This is a genomic window from Glaciecola sp. HA4-3 (assembly GCF_055693685.1).
Map to the genome: position 1 here is coordinate 3,620,764 of NZ_CM146340.1, position 20,936 is coordinate 3,641,699.

Genomic DNA, 20,936 nt, shown 5'->3' on the forward strand with positions numbered 1-20,936 from the left:
TGTTTGCAATAGTCTTAACATTCTATTCGCCTAGGCAGCCATTTTCTATTTTTTCAATAGGTGCAAGAGACACTGATGGGTCCCAAATACGCTGCCATATCAAACCTAAGCCACTAAAGTCAGGTCGCTCATTTATCTGCTCAAATGAACCAGCAATAATTTGGGAGTTGCTGATCTCTCCTACCTCGAAACTAAATACATAGCTACACTCAATACCCATGCGTAAATCAGACATGATGACGGTATCGTCTATTTGACGGACAGAATACAGGCCCTTGGTGAACCATTTAAGTCTTTGCACGCCCCATTCATCATCGATACTTGCCAGTAATTGAGTATTACTTGGATACAAATCAAGCGAGACATCCTTTGGTTTATCGAATACTGAAGCATAAGCTTCGTAATAAGCATTGTCCTGCATAATAACAATACGCCAAAGCAAGGTATTAAATGGGGCTGGAGTGCTCATGTATGCGCCAGCAGTAATACCCTTTTGTTCCAAAGCAAGTTCAACTTTCTGGTCAATATAAAGCTTTGCACCAAATGTCCACATTACGTATAGGGTACTGACTAGCAAACCCATATAGTTTGCTCTTGCTGATAGCACTTGGGAAGTTTTTGGTAAAAGTACAATCGCTAAGCCAAACAACAGTGGTAGCGTGTAAAAAGGGTCAATTATAAACAAATTAGAGCTACCAAACGGATACTCAGTTATAGGCCATAACAGCTGAGTACCATATACAGTAAACGCATCTAATATTGCATGACTTGATAGTGTCAAATATACTAGGAAAAACCAACGAACTTTATATTGAGAGCTTTGTTGATGAATCTTCAAAATTAACCAAACAATTATTGGGCTAACGAGTAACTGAACCAATAATGAGTGGCTAAATCCGCGGTGATAAGTGAAATCCTCAACTGCACCGCCATAAGGAATTAAAACGTCAAGATCTGGCAAAGTGCCAAGTATTGCGCCCCATAACACCGCCTTTCGGCCAACTTTATTGCCCATCACGGCATAAGCAACTGCGCCGCCTAGAGCGACTTGTGTGAGTGAGTCCATAGTGCCTTAATTGCATACTGTTTACGCTAGATGGTTTAAGAATAGCAAACAAGTAATTCTATGACAGGTTTTTACACAAAAACACCTTATTAATTGTCAGCTTTTTTTACACCTGTTAATTTAACAAGAGTTAAGTCACTGTAATTTATAGCTTATTTATGTGGCTCAATAATTGCAAAACATCAGGTGAAAGTTGATTAAATGACAAGTTTTTCTTACATAAAGAGTGTTATCTAAGATACATCACAATATGTAAATAGCGTTTTTTAACAGACAACAATGGATTTTCGGCAAAACGGAAATTAAATAATAATCGTGTTTTAAGGAAGCATAATGAAGCACATGATAAAACTAATAACCTTGTTCACACTGCTTATATCTGCAGCTGCTCAAGCGACCATTATTCAATACGAAGTAGGCAATGCTACGGGGCAGCATGGCTTGTATACGTTTGGTAAGCAAGATACCGCTGGTGCCGCATACAGCATTCAAACAGGTACTTTCTTTACCATCGATATGACCGATTTAAGTAATATCACTGGTAACTTATCTGGTACTGCAGTTAACACAAGTGGTAGAACAGCAACATTCGATATTGATTTAACCGGTTTTGCTGAAACCAATGGCTATAAAAAAGAAAACGGTATTGCATATAACCCTGCGGCTATGGATATTGCTAACGTTATAGCGGCAATCGGTAATGGTGATATTGATTTCTTTACTCAAATTTTAGGATCAGTCACGATTGACGGTTTTGGTGATGCTCCAGGTACGCGTACTTTTGATGTTAGAACGTGCACAGATTGTGGAAACTCTACCGGTTTGTTTGGTTTCCAGTTTGGTGACGGTGCAAATGCAAAAAATGCGTCAGTATTCGGTGGTTCTGCTTGGGTAGGTGTTCAAGATACTTATGATAAGGCAAGTCACTGGGACTTTAACCTTACATTCTCAAACCCGACTGATGTCAATGCACCAAGTGTTGCCATTATGTTGTTGTTAGGTCTTGCAATGCTACGTGTTAGAAAAACAAAATAATCACTCAACTATTTTGTTGGAACACACTTAAAGCGCCTTTATGGCGCTTTTTCCTTGTATAAGCTTTATTACTTTTCTTTCTTTTGCGCATCCTCTTGCGAGATAAAATTTCTTTTACACAAAATCAATATTTGGCCGATATAAACAGTTACCAAACGAAAAAGTGAAGTAATTATGTCAAAACTAATGTCGTCGATTGATCAACGAACCCAACTGGTGGGCGAAAATCGGCTTGAGTTACTAATGTTTAAATTAGGCTCTAGACATACCTTTGCACTAAACGTATTTAAAGTCAGAGAAGTGATTACTGTGCCTAAAATGAATCTTATGCCAAGGCTCTCATGGTTTCATACAAGGCGTGACAAATTATCGTGGCAAATCAATACCAGTCATCGATTTACGCAGCGCCATTTCACTGCGAGGCAACGCACAAAATTACGAACCACAAAACGTAATTATTACTGAGTACAATAGAAGCGTTCAGGGCTTTCTCATTGGCCAAATCATGAATATTGTAAACACTTCGTGGTCGGATATTCAGCCACCACCTGCAACTAGCGGAAAAGATAACTATTTAACCGCTATTACTCGCCACGAAAGTGCTGGTGAAAGCCAGTTAGTTGAGATTATCGATGTGGAAAAAGTACTGTCAGAAATTATTCATTACGATACCAGCATATCTGAGGATGTATTGGATGAAAATATCAAACAGCAACTTATTGGTCGCAAAATAGTGGTGGTAGACGATTCATCTACCGCTCGTTGGCAAATAAGACAAACCGTGTCGCAGTTAGGTGTCGAGATTGTTGAGCATCAAAACGGCTATGATGCTTTGCAATTTTTAAAAGGCATTGCAGATGAAGGCAAAGACATTAAAGAAGAGTTTTTGATGATGTTTACCGATGCTGAAATGCCCAAAATGGATGGTTATCGCTTAACGGCAGAAGTGAGAGCTGATGAAAGGATGAGCGATTTTTATATCGCGTTAAATACATCATTAAGCGGCAGTTTTAACGAAGCTATGGTTGAAAAGGTAGGATGTAATAAGTTTATCTCGAAATTTCAGCCTGATTTACTAGTAGAAGTACTTCAAGATCGTATGCGACAGCTAATTTCCTAACGCTCTAATAAAGTGTTAGTGTGTACCAACTAACATAGTTCCAAAATTTACAAAAATATTACAAAAGACTACATCATGCTTCGCGTTGTTCTTTTTTTGCAAAGCTCGAAACTCATTCCGAAAAACTTCAAAGTTTTATATACTAAAGCATAACAAGTACTTACAACTGGTCTAAACTGTATTTTTGCTACAAGTCACGTCCTGTATGATTTCAGCGTACACGTGTAAATTTTTTGTAAAATATTTGTTTACAGAGGTCTTACCATCTATTACGCTTACCTCACGTGCTGATTAAAAAACACACAAAATGCGCGCAAATTTATCACATAAACGAACAGATGATAGGAAGCAACAGATGAAAATGAACAGCATTGGAAAATCCTTACTAACGGCATTAACGTTATTTGCATCAACCGCAGCATTTGCCGGCGGTGGCGGCAGTGGTGGCGATGATGGTTTACCCTTCCCAGATACTTGCCAATTTAATTGTGGCTATGAAAATGGCGGCAATCCGAGTCTAAGCTCTGTTAGCTCGCAACGTGGTCCGTATGCGGTGGCAACTACGTCGGTTAGCTCGCGTGTTAGTGGCTTTGGTGGCGGCACTGTCTACTATCCTTCTAATCTATCAGGTGAGTTAGCGACAATTGCAATTTCTCCTGGTTTTACTGCGCCACAAAGTGCGATTGCGTGGTGGGGCCCTGTCCTTGCTTCAAACGGCTTTGTTGTTATTACCATTGATACAAATTCTAGATTTGATCAACCTGTTAGTCGCGGCCGTCAGTTAGACAGTGCTTTATCGTATTTGATTGACCAAGGCAACAATCGCAATAGTCGTTTGTTTAATCGTATAGATGAAAATCGCCTAGCTACCATGGGACATTCTATGGGTGGTGGCGGTGCCTTACAAAGTGCATCGCGCAACCGATTAAGTGCAAGTGTACCAATGGCACCTTGGACATTAGGATCTAATCCTTATAATCAAATCAGAGTCCCAACGATGATTATGGCCTGTGAAAATGATCTTGTTGCACCAGTAGGTATTCATGCAAGTCCTTTTTACAACCGTATCCCTAGTACTGTTGATAAAGCACTACTTGAGTTAAATAATGGTGATCACAGTTGTGCAAATGGCGGGTCTGGTCGTGATAATGCGGTTTTGGCAACATACGGTGTATCGTGGATGAAACGTTTCTTAGACAAAGACCGCCGTTATCAGCAGTTTTTGTGTGGGCCTAACCATGAAGCTAACTCTGGCATTTCTGACTACAGAGATACATGTAATTACTAAATCTTAGTCACAAAAACGACATTGCCAGTTTAACGAATGTATCGTTAAATTGGTTTTGTCATATTATAAGCAAACGATTTTATAGTGTAATCCCAAGGGAATGATTTTACCTTATGTCTAACAAAAAACGCTTCGCACTCGTATTGACCATCATTGTGATTATGGTGTTCGCTTATCGGATATATCAACTATACCAAAGCGGTGGTTTTAACGCATCCATCATAAATGACTCACAAGTCCAAACCAGCGATGATAGTGAAGCAACTATCAGTAACATTGCTCAAAACTGGTCACTTCAAAGCGATGAGGCGAACGAAATTGTGGCAAATACTAACGAATCAGTGACACTGCCTTTTACAGCCGAGTCGGTATACAACGCCTTGCAAGTTGTAAAAGTAGATGAAGACGGCAATTTGATTTTAGATCATGAAGCAATGATTGCCCTTGATGAAGCACTAGAGAGGATGCATTCGCAATTAGATAGTGAATCGCTAGCCGCTTTAAAAGCCTTAATTATGGCAGCGTTGCCCGGTATTACAGGCGAGCAGACGGCCAAATTAGTTGAAGACTACTATCAATTTTTAGGTGCAAAAGAAAGATTTAGTCGCACGCAAGAAGCGGCCGTTGAAGCGTCAATGGATACCATTGACAACATAGAAGATAACGAACGTTTATACGAAGAGTTGCAAGCACTTAGAGCCTTATATTTAGGGGATAATGTTGCGCAAGATTTATTTAGAGTCTCTGATGCCTCTGCTCAGTTTATGTTTGACAGCATGAAGCTTAGTTTGAACCCTAATATCAACCCAGAGCAATTAGCTGAAGCTCAACAAGCATTGCAAAATAAACAAATAAAAGATGCCTTAAATATAGAAAATTGGGATGCGCGGTTTGGGACCTTTGATGTGTCTAAGCAAGCAATTTTAAATGCACAGATTAGCCAAGAAGAAAAAGAGAGCCAAATACAGCAGTTGTTGTCTGAGCAATTTAGCCAAGCTGAAATTGAAAAAATGAAATATTTTGGACTTGATGGTGCTTATTAAAGGTCTGGTTATAAATTTCGGTAGGTGAAATATAGTGCGCGGTTCATTTAAGCATAGTAACACCATGGGGCTGTTAGTGGTGTTAAGTATTCTAGTGGCATTACATTTACATACTCGGCAAAACATCTTTCAATACACTAAGCCATTTACTAATTCGCAGCAAATATGGCAACAACCTATTGGGCTGAACAAGGCCCACCCCATTTTAATAGGGAACGAACCCTTTGAGCTTGCGTTTCACAGCATCGAAGGTGAATTACAAGGTATCAGATTTTTGGCTAATGGTAGTGTTGACCCTCGCTCAATTAATCTAGCCGGTGTTGAGAGCCTCGTATCTATATTGACTGCAGATAATCCAGCTAGGCAATTTACGCGACTAGCGTTTTTGTTATCTAAAAGCTTTCCTGCTGAACAAGCCAATAGCACCTACCAGCTTATTTATAATTACTATCGCTATGATCAAGCGATGCACAAGCTAGATAACACATTTCAGGATTTATCCTTAACAAAGCTTGAGCAACAAAATCAACGACGCGCGCAGGAGCGTGATTTACAGACACAAATGTTTAGCGTGGATATTCGTAATGCTTTATTTCATGAAGCTAATTTGCAAACGACATACTTTGAGCAAAGACGGGCAATACTAGATAATGCAGTACTAAGTGATGCTGAGCGTGAATCTCAATTACAAACACTGTTAGAAGCATATCGATTCAAAGTCTTAAAAGCGCAGGCACAAAAAGCCACTGCTTTGGATGATAGCCAGCAATGAATCCTTTATTACTGAGTCTAATATTCGGCCTGTGTTTTTCCCTACCATTTTTGGACACGCGTTTTTATTCACTTTCATGGTTTGCGTTTGTCCCGATGTTTTTTGCAATAATAAATAATAATTACCGCAACATTTATTTATATTGTCTTGTCGCAAGCCTTTTGGCTACGGTCACAGGTAAATATTGGATAGTCGATTTTATTATCCTTTCGAAAGGTTTCGCTCATATGCCCAGCATACTTATGGCGCTTGTCTATTGGGTGTATGCAGCACACTTGCTTGTGTTTAGCCTTTTGTTATTTGTTTATTTATCTCGTCGAACAAACATTTCGGATTTGATTTTATTTCCAACAATACTAACTGCTTTTACAGCGGCGTATCCTTTGTTATTTGACATGCCTTTAGCTGATACTCAAGTGTCTTTTTTGACAGCGCTACAAGCCATAGAATACACCGGTAGTTTGGGCTTAACGTTTGTGATTGCTTTGTCAAATATCACAATTTTTAAATTACTAGTTAGTTTACGAACTAATGTTGTTATCTTTGGCCGTTTGGGTTCTTTGCGTTCTTTTAAGTTATCGAATAACTATGTTGGGAGCTTAGTTTCAGCTTTATTAATTGGTATATGGATAGGCTATGGCACCATTAGCTTGCAATCTTGGAATGCCAAATTAGCTGACTTTGATACGCTAAAAGTGGGATTAGTTCAGCCCAATGAACAGCCAAGCCTAGCTGGCAATATTACATATAATGCGTATGCAAAAAGCTACCCTCCAGAGATGGAAATGACCCATAGATTAGGAGCATCAGGCGCGGATATTGTGATTTGGCCAGAGGCTCAGCAAAAATATTTTTTTGATTCTGAGCCGGTGAAATCGGCTTATTTGCGAAATATCAAAGCAGCGGGGACGGACCTTATATTTCAAGACTTTGAAACCAAGAACAGTGCTGATGGCACCTTTCGTTTTAATTCAGCTGCATTTATTCGTCAAAGCGGCACGCATCAAAGTACCTACCAAAAAATTAAGCTCATTCCCTTTGGTGAGTACTTGCCAGAATTTGTTGATACAAAGCTAGGTAATAACTTGTTTTCACCTTTATTCGGTGAATTCACTTCGGCATTAAACAAAGGTGACCAACGGATTGTATTTGAGCATTCAAAAGTAGGGTTTATTCCACTAATTTGCTATGAAACTACCTTTTCAGCATTTGTTGCCCAAAGCGTTAATTCAAAAGCTGCACAAACAATCGATAAAGGCCTAGTGCTGGTGGCAATGTCTAACGATGGCTGGTTTGGGTCAAGTCACCAACCATTTCAGCACATACTAGCGTCGAGTCTGCGAGCGGTCGAAACTCGTTTACCCTTAGTTCATGCTAGTAATAATGGTCCATCAATAATTGTGTCACCTACCGGTGAGGTTTTATTCCAATCAGCCTTTGCACAGGCCGCTGGGTATTTGAGTGATGTTCCTTATTCGTCCGATATAAAAGGAAGTTTTTATAGCCGACATCCTTACTGGTTTATGTCAGTGTTGTATCTTGGGCTGGCTATTTGTGTTGTAGCGGGACTATTTAGTAAGCCTAAATCAACAAAATCAGTATAAACGGTAAAGCAGTTAACGGTAATTTACATCTTTTTTAATGACTAGACTACAAAAAGGCTTCTACAGGAATGGTCAACATCACCGTGCGGGAGCTGATGTAAGCTTTGGCGATATAGTTAAAATATTTGGGTTCAAAGCAATAGAAATAGGGCGCTGGGTCAGCAAAGACGAACAACAGCTAGCAGCGAATCTGTTTTTTGATGCCCTTAGCGATTTAATGGATATTTTAAGTGTGCCTAAAAACGTCTTATCGTTAAATGGCACCTTGTCGTTGGCATTTGGTAAAGGAGGGAACAAACATTCTCAGGCTCATTATAATAGTGCAAAACGTCAACTCGCCTTGGCCAAAAACGCCGGTGGTGGCGCATTAGCTCACGAGTGGTTTCATGCCTTTGATCATTACATAGCAAGTCGGTTTATTCACAATAGCCAAGCTCACAATTTCGCATCTGAGCTATGGCTAAATAATCACACCGTAATTGCTCATCCGCTTAATCAGCTTTTAGAAAAATGCTACCAGCATGTTTTTTTGTTACCATAGGCAGCAATACGCCTTCGATACTATTTATAAAAAGCGCTGCTGCAGACAAATCAATGAAGGGCTTTTATTATTCACGCCCACAAGAGCTATGCGCGCGAGCATTTGAAGCGTTTATTCAAGACCACCCAATCAGTAATTCATTCTTGGTACAAGGAACAAAGCAATCTGCAGAGGCTAAATCAGGTATATATCCGATGGAGCATGAACGTGAATTGATAAACATGCACTTTGCACAATATTTTAAAATGTTGGGCAAGGCTTTAGGAAATGCCTCGGCAAAAAAGTGAGCTAGGTTTTCTCGTTTTAGTGGTTTTGCCTCGTTTTAATTATAGTAAGCAATCAAGTTTCTTCGAGCAATTACGGCGTGATTAGTTTTAAGATAAGCAAGATAACTCCCACCATAACTGACCTTGCGTAGTGTTTGCGTATAACAGTAATTTTTCTTGTTTGTACTAATATCAGCTTTGTTCAACTTAAACGCGAATGCTTCTATGTTGACACTAAACGTATCGAAGTCTAGGCTAAGCTCTTAACTATTAAAAGGAATTTTTGTTATGGAAGACGTTGAAATCAAGTCATTTAGTGCGTTTGATAAATTTAAATGTGCTCTTAGGATACCCGTTTTATTCGCTAGTATCGCAGCGGTAAGCTTCCAAAGCTATGCCAATATTTTGCCACCACCAGCAAGCGACTTTGGAGTCAGTCTTTCGGTACCAGTGTCTGATAATGATGGCGCATTTGTGGTGTCTTGGACAGAAAGCAATCCGGGGATTGTGTTACAAGAATCATTTTCTGGTGTTGGCTTTCAAACGGCGTTAAATGGCGCAAATGGGAGCCCTGTTAGTTTCAACCGCCCCGAGGGCTCTTATACATTTCGATTAGCCTTGTGCACTGGCGGTAGCGCCGGTGGTGGGCCTTTTGGTGCTCCTCCCACAAAAGACCCATTTGGCGGTCCAACATGCCAATATGGCCCAGCAAAAACAGTCGTTGTTAGTCTGGCTAAGCCGCCCACCATTTCTGATATCGTCAACCAAAATATTGAGCGCAATATGGTGAACCATGTGTTGGCCTTTAGTGTTGATGATGCTGACACCTCATTATCTCAACTAACGGTTAGTGTTGTGTCTAGCAACCAGACGCTGTTACCAACGAACAACATCACTGTGTTTGGTATGGCATCCAATCGCACATTGAGCCTAACACCGGCCGCTAATCGTACCGGTATGGCAAATGTTGCGGTTACAGTGTCTGACGGCAGTGCAAGTGCAACGGAAAACTTCACGGTAACGGTTAGCTCTCACAATGGTAACAGTCCTATTGTCCCACCTAGCCAGCGCAGCGTTGTTTATTTGCATACTGACTTGCTAGGCTCACCCGTTGCACAAACAAATGAACAAGGAGATAAGCAATGAACCGTCAAGGAAGACTTAAACTAAAATGTGTTATCGCGGCGAGCATTACTTTTGCTAGTCTATCGTTATCTGCACAAGATATTTATGTTCCACCACAAACCTATGGGTATAATTATGGTGAGATGAACAATGTGCAAACTGATGTTGCAACGCTTACAACAGGTTTGCTGGGCGACACCATTGACCCGGCCTCAGGTACGGTGAGTTTTACCCAAACAGATGTCTCTATACCGGGTAACTTTGCGTTAGATGTGATGATACAACGCACGATGGGCGACCCTGATAGCTGGTATAAATCCACGCGTGAGTTAGGAAATTGGAGTTTAAACATTCCACACGTGCGCTCTACATTTTTGCGCCCGGCGCACTCTAACATTCAAAGAATAGGAAACCTTCCTTATTGGGAGCGTGGACAAGCCTGCTCAGCTAGCCTAAACAGTAATCCTAGTTATTTTACATACCTTGGAGATAGGCTGGATACTCTATATGAGGCTGGCAAGTGGGATTACTGGAATGGGGATACTATTTCTATTCCTAGCAAAGGCTCAACCCAAATCACATCTAAACAAGGTAAAAGCAATAATAAAAATTGGCGTATTGATTGTATACCAGCTAGTCAGCACGCAGGTAACAATGAAGGGTTTTTAATTACCACCGAAGATGGCACGCAATATTCATTTACTCAGGTAAAAGAAGTCGTCAGTTTACGTGACCACCATCTTGCTACGATGCAAGTGGATTGTATCCAGATTTTTGAATGTCAATTACCTGATCAAGGGCCACCTGATTTAAGTATCAGGCCTTTTTATGAGCCACCACAAAAACCAGAAACAAGAATGCAACGCATCCATGCCTTTTTAATGGTCACTAATATCACAGACCGTTTTGGTAACTCAGTAGACTATGAATATAACAATCATGGCAGGTTAACGCGCATACACGCATCTGATGGTCGTGAAATCACCCTTAATTACGGTTCATCACCAACAGGTGTCTTACAAAGCGTTAGGGCGAATAACCGCACGTGGGTGTATCAATATCAAAATATAGGTAAAAACAACGCCGCGATGTTGACCGGAGTTGTGCAGCCCGATAATCGTCAGTGGACGTTTGAATACCCCCGTATTAGTGGACAAAATTTGTGGACGTTGGCGGGCAAGCATAGTCAGATTAATCCTGCGGTGCCAGATGCCTGTCAAGTGTTTGGCTCAGGGCAGCTTATTCATATTACGCACCCAAACGGCATTAGGGGTGAATTTGATGTGATAGAGCGCTGTATTAACACCGCGGAGGTACCAAAAGTACAAAACTTTAATCCATATGGTCAAGGTGGCTATGGGCAAAGCTATGGCATTCCAATTAATTCACATGTGTGGGCGCTAAACACAAAACGCTTAATCTTCAGCGACAGTACGACCTACGATTGGCAGTATTACTATTCTAGTAACAAAGGCTATTTTTATAATTCGCCAACCAATGATGCCCATGAGACCATGCGATTTTTCGGCTATGCCAATCCACCATTGCCGCAATTGCAAAGCGGTGATCAATTTAAACACCTTAAAGGCACGCTTATTGAAAATCCAGACGGTAGCCTTAACATGCAACTGTTTGATAGGCGCTGGGGGCCAACAAATGGCAATCAAAAATACACTGCAACGTTTACCTCAAACAAAGCTTTAAAAGAACAAGTTGCGTATCGGTATAAGCCTACTGCACAGGTTAATAAGTATGGTTTTTCTGGTCGCTATTTGAGCGTGCAAGCTTCTTGGGTGCTTAGCTCACCCGCTTGGTATAATAATTCCACACAATTTGAGTTAGGCTTTGGTGCCATACAAACTCAATTAAAAGATACCGTGGTTACAACCCGTGCAGGCGACGATTTTACCCAATCATTCGACGGGTACAATTTATATGATATTCCTACGCTTATTCATGAACAAGGCCCTATTGATGAGCGCTTTATTCGATTAGGCTACACTCACGATACTCAAAATTGGGTTTTAAATATCCCTACAACGATTGAAGTGGGTGAGCAAGCCAATGCCTATCGAATGTTAAAAGATACGACGTATTACACCGGTAATAGTGCATATCCATGGTTACCACGAAATGAAAGTTGGTTTGGTGTTTCGCGCAAAACCTTTGACAGCTATCATGGCGATGGCAACGTTCAGCAAGTCAGCTTATTTGCGGCCAGCAATAGTAATACAAATCAAAAACGCGTGGTTAGATTTAACAACTACCACCGCGGACATGCAAGGCAAGTACAAGTTAATAATCGCTACACCACAGGCCTAATGCAACTGACCAAAGAAGTGGATAATAATGGTTGGGTAACTCGTACAACTGATTTTAATAATGTGGCTACCAATTATCGTTATGACAATATGGGCAATATCACGGTTGTAGACTATGCCAACGATAGTACATTTGGTGAGTCATGGTATGACTTAAGATTTGCTTGGTCGGATGTGGGCAATAATCGTGTTAGAACCATGACACAGTGTCAGGTTAATTTACTCACGCAGAATTGTTCTGGCCCTGTTGGTTTGCAAACGATAGAAACCTACGATGATTTTTATCGTTTAACACGACGTGAATTACGAGATGGTAGTAACGCACGTTACCAAAACTTTAGATATAACTGGCGTAATCAACAAACTTTTGCCTCGCACATTAGCAACAGTGCTTCTATCGCAAAAGGCACAAGCACTTCTTACGACAGCCTAGGTCAAGTTACGCGCATTACGCAATCAGGTTTAGGCAGCACGGTGCAAACTTGGCAGGGCGATAGCATGACCAAAACCGACCCACTTGGCAATGTCACGACCACTACCTTCCAAGCTTTTGGTACACCCTCGTTTAATACGGCGACTTTGATTGCGTCGCCAGAGAGTGTGACAACGGCACTGGATATTGATGTGTTTGGGAATGTATTGTCCATCAAGCAATCTGGCCCAGGTAAATCAGGGGCAACGGTGTCTCAAACAGAGCATCGTGTCTATGATAATGCCAATAATCTTTGTTTAGTGGTGCGAGACGATGTTGGGGTGACGGCTTTTAAATCAAACCAAATGGGCGATGTGTTATGGCAAGCATCTGATATCACAAATCGCAGTGCAAGTAATTTAAGCTGCTTAACCAGCAAACCCAGTAATTCGGTGATTGAATTTACTTACGACAATGTTGGGGAGCTATATATTGCTGACTATTCAGATAATACCCCTGACGTGACGCGTATTTTGGATAACAATGGGAATCTGCGTACACTAAATGCTGGGAATGTTGCCCACACCTATACGTATAACAATCAAAACTTATTAGAAAGCGAATCACTTGTCATTAGTGGCAGACCTGGGGCAATTACTTACCAATACGATTATCATCCAAATAAAGCGATTAACGCGTTAGTGTATCCGGATGGCACCAATGTTACTTATGCACCAAATAACTTTGGTGAGCCGACGCGCGTGGGGAGTTATGCCAGTAATGTGGCGTATCACCCTAATGGGATGCTTGCCAGTTTCACCTATGGCAATGGGGTAACGCATCAAACAACCTTTGATAATGATAGTTTGTTGCCAAGCTCAATTCGAGATAGACGTGGAAGCACCAATATCAATTATATGTCTTATGATTTTGATAATAACGCCAATGTGACTTCGATTATTGATAACGTGAATCCTAGCTTTAATATTACCTCAATTGAATATGATGGCCTTGATAGACTAAAAAGTACCACTGGCGGAGCTAATATAGGCAGCAGCTACCTTGAGTATGATGCACTAGGTAACATTACCTATTACGAAACCAAAGGGCGCACCCTAGATTATACCTATGATTACAACACTAATCGTTTAACAAGCGTGGCAAGCCAAGGGCCATTGGCAAAAAGTTATCCCTTATTTAGTTATGACTTAAGAGGAAATGTGACTAATAATAGTCATGTCCAAATGAGTTATAACCTTGCCAATCAAGTGACATCAGCAAACGGTAACACCTACCTTTACGATGGCTACAACAGACGAGTAAAAGAAGTACAATCGGGCAAAGGCGCAAGCTATAGTAGCTATAGTGCAAATGGCCAATTGCTATTCAGAGAAACTAGTGACGGCGATATTAACTATATTTATTTGGGTAATCGACTTATCGCAAAAGACGGTCATATCCCTGCATTGACAAGTGCAACACAACATACCACCCCATTTGGTAGCAGTATTCAAGGCGAAAATGATGATGTGGGCTATACAGGTCATAAGTTTGATACTAGTATTGGGTTAAGTTATATGCAGGCACGATACTATGATCCAGTGATTGGGCGGTTTTACTCAAATGATCCGGTTGATGCGTTGGGGCACATTGGTCGGGGTAGTGTTCAAGGCTTTAACCGTTATAACTACGCATACAATAACCCTTATAAGTACACTGATCCTGATGGGTTACAAGCAATACCGATAATCCCTCCACCGCCTCCGCCACCGCCTCCTAGTTCCACGTTAGGCCAGCCAAATACAACATTTCCGATCGTAACTGGAAACTCGGAAAGCGGCAGAAACAGTGTGCGAACTGGTAGAAATAGTAACGTTGTTCTCAATGAATCTACAGAAGAAAAAGGGGTTAGAATTGACGATGATGGTTCTGGTGTTGTTGAGATTACTGTGGGTACAGAAAAGGGGGATGTTACAATTATCGGTGATGTTGCTGTAGACGGAGAAACGTTAACTATAGGTGGAGAGGGAGGTGCACATATTGATGGGCCAGGCGCAAGTTCACTTGGATTAGCTGGGGTAAAGGATGCAGGGAGGAAAATTGGTAAAGAATACGCAGTAGGCCATGTCGTTATACAAGGAGGAACAAGAAATACTGGCGCCAATCCTAGCAAAAAACCCATCCCGATTAGAATAAAGGTTTATGAATAATGAGAGTAGTTATAGTTGGTTGGAGATCAGGATTCAATAAGGTGAAATTCAATAAGTTTCTTAGAAAAGAGCTTGATTATTCAATAAGTGATGCAAAAAAAGTTGTAGATCAAATTTTAGATGGCACTAGTGTTCATTTGCAATTTGAAAAAAGCAATCAGATTGAAGAACTTCTGCAAAGTTTTAATGTTGCTTTTGAAAAAGATTAGTTAAAAAGGAAAGATTCAAAAATCTACCTTTGAAACGCATGCTTTAAATTGGAGTAAGAAGAATGAAAATTAAAACATGGCAAGCACAACGCACTGAGATGCAACAAGAAGAGCGCCGAGAATGGCTGCAAGTGGTCGCGATTTCGCTTGTTGTGATTGCCGCAGGCGCACTGCTTGCGTATCTGGTGCAGTGATAAAACGAGCAACGGAATATCGACCAATTTGGTCATGATAGGTGGCGGGAATTGATGACATCGGTGCCCGCTTTTTTGCAGGATTTATTGTCACACATAACGCAAGGTGCCCTTGCTAATGAAAAGCACGCCCTTACTGGCTTTGCGTGGGTGCCCGTGCTGTTTTTTGCTTTTTGACACAGCACCCAAAGAAGCGCAATCCTTTATATGGCATAGCTTAAAGCGGGTGCGCTTAGCAGTATGAAATGTACGGTGTGTTTGACTTCTCTTTATAATGGCGATGCAGTTGGCTAGCCCATGCGAGCGATGAGCGTAAGATGTTTTTTTAACGGCCTATGCTTATTTTTTTAGCCGCCGTTTTTTTTACTTAGTCGCCGTTGTATTAACGCGTGGGTAAGTCCTCAGCGACAAAGTCTCGACGGGTATGAACCACTGTTAGCACATAGCAATGGTGTGCGGTGACTTCGTACATAATGCGATAAGAATAGACGTGCAGCTCTTGCACTTCTGGCCTGTTAACTTCGGGCACCATTTTACCCACATTGGGCAGTGTATTTAAGATATCGGTCTTGTCTTTAATCTCTTGTGCGACCTTTTTGGCGTAGTGTTTGGAATCAAGCGCAATAAAATCGTGAATATGCTTTAAGTCAGCCAACGCTGGCTGAGTCCAATTTACCACTTGTCCATTTCTCGCTGCACTTCTTCGCTCGTTAGCGTGTCGCCGCGCTCAACGGCCGCTTGCCCTTTGCGTACTTTATCAAGCACATACAAACGATACATTATCTCTTCCATGTCTACATTGTCGGGTAATTGATTAATGGAATTAAGGGCGTCTTGTTTGGCTAATTGCATGGTGAACTCCTCGTGTTTATCTCTTTGGCTAACTTCTTTATTTAGCCGCTTATACATTGCCCTGAATGACGGTATCGAGCATGTCAGACACAAATTTTTGCTTGGCTCTTGGTAAGGTATGCACCTGTTCAATCTGCTGATGCAGTTTGGATATTGGGCCGCGTTTACGCGGTGTATCACGTGCTTGTGTGTCGTCCAACAAATCATGAACGGTGCAATCTAATGCATGGCCTAAATGCGGGAGCATGGATAAAGCAATGCGCAAACGGCCGTTCTCATAATGCGCCATGGTTTGTTGGGAAATACCTAACTGCTCAGCTAAGGCGGTTTGGGTAAGCCCTTTGGCTTTACGCAAGGTAGCCATGCGTTTACCGAGCTGTTGATAAAAGACGCTATCGTTTGGTGACATAGGGCGATCCTGTAAAACGGAATAAGACGCCATAAGTATACCTCGTGTTTTTTAGTTGCGTTTGATATTACTCTAATATAGAGTACTCTGCAACAGAGTTATTTTACTCTAAAAGGTATTGACAAGGTTTTGGAGAATATACGCATGGCACGACTGGCAGATGAGACAATACAGCGGTTAAAACAAGAGGTGTCATTGCTCGATGTTGTCGCGCGCCAAGGCTATGCCATTCAGACACAAGGCAAAGATAACGTGGTGCTATGTCCCTTCCACGACGAGAAGACACCGTCGTGCATCATCAGCCCCAAAACGAACCTGTTCCATTGCTTTGGCTGCGGCACGGGTGGCAGCGTGATTGACTGGGTGATGAAAACCGACAAGCTTGGTTTTAGGGAAGCGTGCGATAGTTTGCTGAGCATATTAGGTGAGCTACCCGCAACAGATAACCTTCATCTGCCAAATCAGCCATTGTCAGATCCCCCATCATCTGACAGTCAACACTCACAAACGTTATCGACTTCCCTTTTAGCCGCCAACGTCTTAAGTAAAGAAGCCCAAACCACATTGACCGAGGTCATCCACTACTACCATGAGACTTTATTGCAGTCACAAACAGCGCTTGATTATCTTGAAAGCCGAGGCCTCAATCATCCCGAACTCATCAAAACCTTTACGCTGGGTTATGCCAATAAAACGCTGGGTAATCTCCTGCCCAAACGCAAGACGACATCAGGCGAAACCGTTCGCACCCAACTTCAAACTATCGGGATCTTACGCGAGACTGGCCATGAGCATTTTAACGGCTCGCTGGTTGTGCCGGTGATAAACGAGCATGGCATCATCACAGAAGTTTACGGGCGTAAAACCTTAGGCAATCAGCTTAAAAAAACCATTCCGCAGCACTTGTATTTACCCGGGCCACATCAAGGCGTTTGGAATACACAAGGCTTGCACAATCAGTCTGAAATCATCCTATGTGAAGCGCTGATTGATGCGATGACCTTCTGGGTGAATGGCTACCGAAATGTCACTGCCAGTTACGGCACGCAGGGGTTTACCGACGAGCATCTTGATGTGTTCAAACGCGCAGGCGTGAAACGTATCTTAATCGCCTATGATAACGACGATAGTGGCAACAAAGCGGCTAAAAAATTAGCCGAAAAACTACAAGAAACCTTCGCCTGTTATCGCATCACCTTCCCCAAAAACATGGACGCCAATAGCTACGCCTTGCAAGTGCAACCGGCACACAAAAGTCTTGGATTAGTGATTCAACAGGCGACCTATCTTGGCAGCGGCGAGCCGCCTGAGCGAGCACAAATACTCAACAACATGATCGCCAATGAGCACGATCGCACGCATGAAAAACAGACGCCAAACGAGACAGAAAAATCATCCCATTCTGAGCAAGGTGATCAATCGAAAACTGATCCAGTGATAGCGTCTTCTTTAGTCGCTAATCCCTCAAATAACGAACACCATTTTACCTTTGGTAATCGCGCTTATCGGGTGCGGGGTTTAGCTAAAAACAAGACGCTAGAAAGCTTAAAAGTGAACCTGCTCGTGAAAGATGAGTGCGGCTTGTTGCATGTGGATACCTTGGACTTGTACGCAGCCAAAGTGCGTCAGTTGTTTATCAAAAACGCGGCGATTGAGTTGGGCCTTGCGGAAAATATTATCAAGCAAGATGTGGGACAGGTCTTGATGCAGTGTGAAGCGCTGCAAAGCCAAATGTTGGAGGAAAAAGACAGCTATAATGCCCCTGCACCGATGAGCGCTGAGGACGAAAATGCCGCGCTTGAATTACTGCGCTCCCCTGAGTTGCTGACTCGCATTGTAGCGGACATCGGCGCGTGCGGCATGGTCGGAGAGGACACCAATGCCTTGGTGGGTTATCTGGCGGCGACTTCGCGCAAATTGGCTAGGCCCTTGGCCATCATCATTCAAAGTACCAGTGCGGCGGGCAAATCGGCGCTGATGGACGCGGTGCTCAGTTTAATGCCAGAGAGTGAATGCGTGCAGTACTCAGCGATGACAGGCCAATCCTTGTTTTACATGGGGCAAACGAATTTAAAGCACAAAGTCTTGGCCATCGCCGAGGAAGAAGGCGCCAGTAATGCCAGCTATGCGCTGAAATTATTGCAAAGTGACGGGCAAGTCACCATTGCCAGTACGGGAAAGGATAATGATACCGGCGAGCTTGTCACTAAAGAATACACCGTAGAAGGCCCGGTAATGCTCTTGATGACCACTACCGCGATTGACATTGACGAGGAACTGATGAACCGCTGCGTGGTGCTCACGGTGAACGAATCGCGAGAGCAAACAAAACGCATACATGCTGCCCAGCGACAAAAAAGGACACTGGCAGGCTTGCAAGCGAGTTTACAAAAAGAAACCTTAACGCAATTGCATCAACACGCTCAGCAACTGCTTCGACCGCTGGCGGTGGTGAATCCTTATGCCGATAAACTCACCTTCTTGGATGATAAAACTCGCACCCGCCGCGACCATGAAAAATACCTGACCCTGATTGACAGCATTGCCTTGCTGCATCAATACCAACGGCCAACGAAATCGGTCAAACACAACGGCAATGTCATTGACTATGTGGAAGTGCATGTGAGCGACATCGACACGGCCAATCGCTTGGCACATGAGGTGCTCGGTCGCACGTTGGACGAACTGCCTGCGCAAACGCGAAAGCTCTTAGGTCTCATCCAGACAATGGTGCAAAGAGACTGCGACAATCAAGCGATAGCGCAAAAAGATTATCGTTTTAGCCGCCGAGACATTCGCCAGTTCACGGGTTGGAGTGATGGCCAGCTAAAAATACATTGTACTCGCTTAACAGACTTGGAATACCTGCTGGTACACAAAGGCGGTCGAGGCTCGCATCTAGTATATGAACTCTTATTCGACGGCAAGGACAATGACAGTGCACAATTAATGGGCTTAATCGACATTAATACACTCAACTCGCGACAGTACGATCGGCAAAAGTCAGGGCAAAACGACACTAAGTTAGCCCCAAGTCAGGGCCAAGTTAGGACGAAGTCAGAGCAAGTCAATGTGCTCAATCCATTGAATGGCGTGGCTTTAGTTGAAAGTAGTCTGGTGGAACATGAAAATGCATTACAAGGATAAAAATATGGACGTTCAATCATTCACTAAAAACAAAGCTCACCACAACGCCAAACTTCCGATTGAGCACACCCCCTTTTACCCGCATCTGCAACGGTACTTACAAGCCATCACGGTCAAAAAATACGCCGACACCACTATTATTCGGCGTGAAAATATGCTGCGAAAGTTCATTGCATGGTGTGACAATAATGAACTAGATTCCCCGCAAGATGTTGGCAAAAATGACATCAAACGCTACCAGCGTTATCTGCATTATGCGATGCAAGCCAACGGCGAGCCATTGCAAGCCAGCACACAAGGACGTTACCTAAGCGGGGTAAAGCACTTCTTTAGCTGGCTGAGCAAAGAAAACCACATCCTGTTTAACCCAGCGGCCGACATTGAGCTGCCCAAAGACGCGGTAAGATTGCCAAGTGTCTTAAGTGAAGCCGACATCGAGCGCGTATTACAACAGCCCAACATTGATGACATTCACGGCTTGCGTGACCGCGCCATATTAGAAGTGCTGTACAGCACGGGGATGCGCAGAAAAGAGTGTTGTCAGTTATCGATGGAAGACATTAACGTAAGCACGAATACGGTGATGATCAGAAAAGGCAAAGGCAACAAAGACCGCCTGTTACCCTTGGGCGAACGCGCGACGAAATGGCTGCAAACCTACCTGCAAGAATCGCGACTAAGGCTTGATAAGGAATTTAAACGAACAAACCGTATTCCTCAATAATCGCGGTAACCAATATCGCGACACCAAGCTCGGCGATTGCGTCAAAAAATACCTCACTAAAGCAAACATTACCTTAACCGGCTCTTGTCACTTATTGCGCCATGCCATGGCCACGCATATGCTCGAAAATGGCGCCGATGTGCGCTACTTACAAGCCATGCTCGGGCACAGTAACTTGCAAACGACAGAGATCTACACGCACGTCTCAATTAAGCAATTACAAGCGGTGCATGGGGCGACGCATCCGTCAGAAAAAGCCGATGAATATGAGGTGAACAACGCATGAAGAAACTCATCATACAAGTTGATGAACGCGTCCTTAATGAGCTTGAATACCTCGTGCACTTGCATCAGCAACATGGCGCTATTAACGCTTTAGAAAACGTCGAAGACCTCATCAATACTGTGCTCAATAGTATCGCCGATGGTTCGCGCCGACCCGGTGCTTGGGAGCGCCAATTACTGGACATGCTTGGCTTAGTGGCCGACTGTTCAGAGCATCACACTTACCGTGCACACTATGGCGCTCCCGCGACCCAAACAACATCAAAATAAGTTGACCGCAAAGCCTGCTGACATCTAAAAAGTTGTTATTAAT

At 42.7% G+C, this 20,936-nt stretch carries 17 protein-coding genes and 2 pseudogenes; 15 read left to right on the forward strand and 4 right to left on the reverse strand.

Annotated features, from left to right (window positions below):
* Positions 1–22 precede the first annotated feature (22 nt).
* The gene (locus ACZ1G6_RS17405) at positions 23–1,066 is read right to left on the reverse strand and encodes a metal-dependent hydrolase (RefSeq protein WP_472617450.1); all 1,044 of its coding nucleotides are present in this window, start codon (positions 1,064–1,066) and stop codon (positions 23–25) included.
* Between the two features lie 333 nt (positions 1,067–1,399).
* On the opposite strand from ACZ1G6_RS17405, the gene ACZ1G6_RS17410 reads away from it, so the two are divergent.
* The 11 genes and pseudogenes from ACZ1G6_RS17410 (at position 1,400) to ACZ1G6_RS17460 (ending at position 15,206) form a co-directional block, all read left to right on the forward strand.
* Positions 1,400–2,101 (forward strand): hypothetical protein, encoded by a 702-nt coding sequence (locus ACZ1G6_RS17410; RefSeq protein WP_472617451.1) that lies wholly within the window; start codon positions 1,400–1,402, stop codon positions 2,099–2,101.
* Positions 2,102–2,275: 174 nt separating this feature from the next.
* Positions 2,276–3,221: pseudogene (locus tag ACZ1G6_RS17415) on the forward strand (chemotaxis protein CheV).
* A 355-nt stretch (positions 3,222–3,576) separates the two neighbouring features.
* Positions 3,577–4,509 carry an alpha/beta hydrolase family protein gene (locus ACZ1G6_RS17420; RefSeq protein ID WP_472617452.1) on the forward strand — a complete coding sequence of 311 codons (933 nt, stop codon included), beginning with the start codon at positions 3,577–3,579 and terminating at the stop codon, positions 4,507–4,509.
* 113 nt (positions 4,510–4,622) lie between these two features.
* A complete protein-coding gene (locus tag ACZ1G6_RS17425; protein ID WP_472617453.1) occupies positions 4,623–5,552 on the forward strand; it encodes a hypothetical protein in 930 nt (309 codons plus the stop codon).
* Between the two features lie 34 nt (positions 5,553–5,586).
* A complete protein-coding gene (locus tag ACZ1G6_RS17430; protein ID WP_472617454.1) occupies positions 5,587–6,324 on the forward strand; it encodes a lipase secretion chaperone in 738 nt (245 codons plus the stop codon).
* Positions 6,321–7,928, forward strand: coding sequence for an apolipoprotein N-acyltransferase (gene lnt / locus ACZ1G6_RS17435; protein WP_472617455.1), 1,608 nt, complete (start codon positions 6,321–6,323; stop codon positions 7,926–7,928). Before ACZ1G6_RS17430 ends, lnt begins: the two co-directional genes overlap by 4 nt.
* 37 nt (positions 7,929–7,965) lie before the next feature.
* Positions 7,966–8,756: pseudogene (locus tag ACZ1G6_RS17440) on the forward strand (CLCA_X family protein).
* A gap of 267 nt (positions 8,757–9,023) precedes the next feature.
* Positions 9,024–9,881: an Ig-like domain-containing protein gene (locus tag ACZ1G6_RS17445; protein ID WP_472617456.1), complete on the forward strand. Its 858-nt coding sequence runs from the start codon at positions 9,024–9,026 to the stop codon at positions 9,879–9,881.
* On the forward strand, positions 9,878–14,803 hold the full coding sequence (locus ACZ1G6_RS17450; protein WP_472617457.1) for an RHS repeat domain-containing protein: 4,926 nt from the start codon (positions 9,878–9,880) through the stop codon (positions 14,801–14,803). Before ACZ1G6_RS17445 ends, ACZ1G6_RS17450 begins: the two co-directional genes overlap by 4 nt.
* A complete protein-coding gene (locus ACZ1G6_RS17455; RefSeq protein ID WP_472617458.1) occupies positions 14,803–15,012 on the forward strand; it encodes a hypothetical protein in 210 nt (69 codons plus the stop codon). The genes ACZ1G6_RS17450 and ACZ1G6_RS17455 overlap by 1 nt, the downstream gene beginning before the upstream one ends.
* A 62-nt stretch (positions 15,013–15,074) precedes the next feature.
* Complete coding sequence (locus ACZ1G6_RS17460; RefSeq protein ID WP_472617459.1) at positions 15,075–15,206, forward strand: hypothetical protein; 132 nt, start codon at positions 15,075–15,077, stop codon at positions 15,204–15,206.
* 382 nt (positions 15,207–15,588) lie between these two features.
* Here ACZ1G6_RS17460 and ACZ1G6_RS17465 read toward each other — a convergent pair whose 3' ends face one another.
* Genes ACZ1G6_RS17465 through ACZ1G6_RS17475 form a run of 3 tightly spaced genes read right to left on the reverse strand, consistent with a single transcriptional unit; the run spans position 15,589 to position 16,500 of the window.
* The gene (locus tag ACZ1G6_RS17465) at positions 15,589–15,885 is read right to left on the reverse strand and encodes a type II toxin-antitoxin system RelE/ParE family toxin (protein WP_472617460.1); all 297 of its coding nucleotides are present in this window, start codon (positions 15,883–15,885) and stop codon (positions 15,589–15,591) included.
* On the reverse strand, positions 15,879–16,058 hold the full coding sequence (locus ACZ1G6_RS17470) for a hypothetical protein (protein WP_472617461.1): 180 nt from the start codon (positions 16,056–16,058) through the stop codon (positions 15,879–15,881). Before ACZ1G6_RS17470 ends, ACZ1G6_RS17465 begins: the two co-directional genes overlap by 7 nt.
* Before the next feature lie 49 nt (positions 16,059–16,107).
* On the reverse strand, positions 16,108–16,500 hold the full coding sequence (locus ACZ1G6_RS17475) for a helix-turn-helix domain-containing protein (protein ID WP_472617462.1): 393 nt from the start codon (positions 16,498–16,500) through the stop codon (positions 16,108–16,110).
* Between the two features lie 111 nt (positions 16,501–16,611).
* Here ACZ1G6_RS17475 and ACZ1G6_RS17480 point away from each other — a divergent pair, with 111 nt between their 5' ends.
* The 4 genes from ACZ1G6_RS17480 to ACZ1G6_RS17495 are packed head-to-tail and all read left to right on the forward strand — an operon-like array spanning position 16,612 to position 20,893.
* The gene (locus tag ACZ1G6_RS17480; RefSeq protein WP_472617463.1) at positions 16,612–19,614 is read left to right on the forward strand and encodes a CHC2 zinc finger domain-containing protein; all 3,003 of its coding nucleotides are present in this window, start codon (positions 16,612–16,614) and stop codon (positions 19,612–19,614) included.
* Between the two features lie 4 nt (positions 19,615–19,618).
* Entirely contained in the window at positions 19,619–20,338 is a 720-nt protein-coding gene (locus tag ACZ1G6_RS17485; protein WP_472617464.1) for a tyrosine-type recombinase/integrase, read from the forward strand.
* The gene (locus ACZ1G6_RS17490; protein WP_472617465.1) at positions 20,298–20,624 is read left to right on the forward strand and encodes a tyrosine-type recombinase/integrase; all 327 of its coding nucleotides are present in this window, start codon (positions 20,298–20,300) and stop codon (positions 20,622–20,624) included. The genes ACZ1G6_RS17485 and ACZ1G6_RS17490 overlap by 41 nt, the downstream gene beginning before the upstream one ends.
* Positions 20,621–20,893, forward strand: a complete 273-nt coding sequence (locus ACZ1G6_RS17495; protein ID WP_472617466.1) for a hypothetical protein — start codon at positions 20,621–20,623, stop codon at positions 20,891–20,893. The genes ACZ1G6_RS17490 and ACZ1G6_RS17495 overlap by 4 nt, the downstream gene beginning before the upstream one ends.
* Positions 20,894–20,936: the final 43 nt, after the last annotated feature.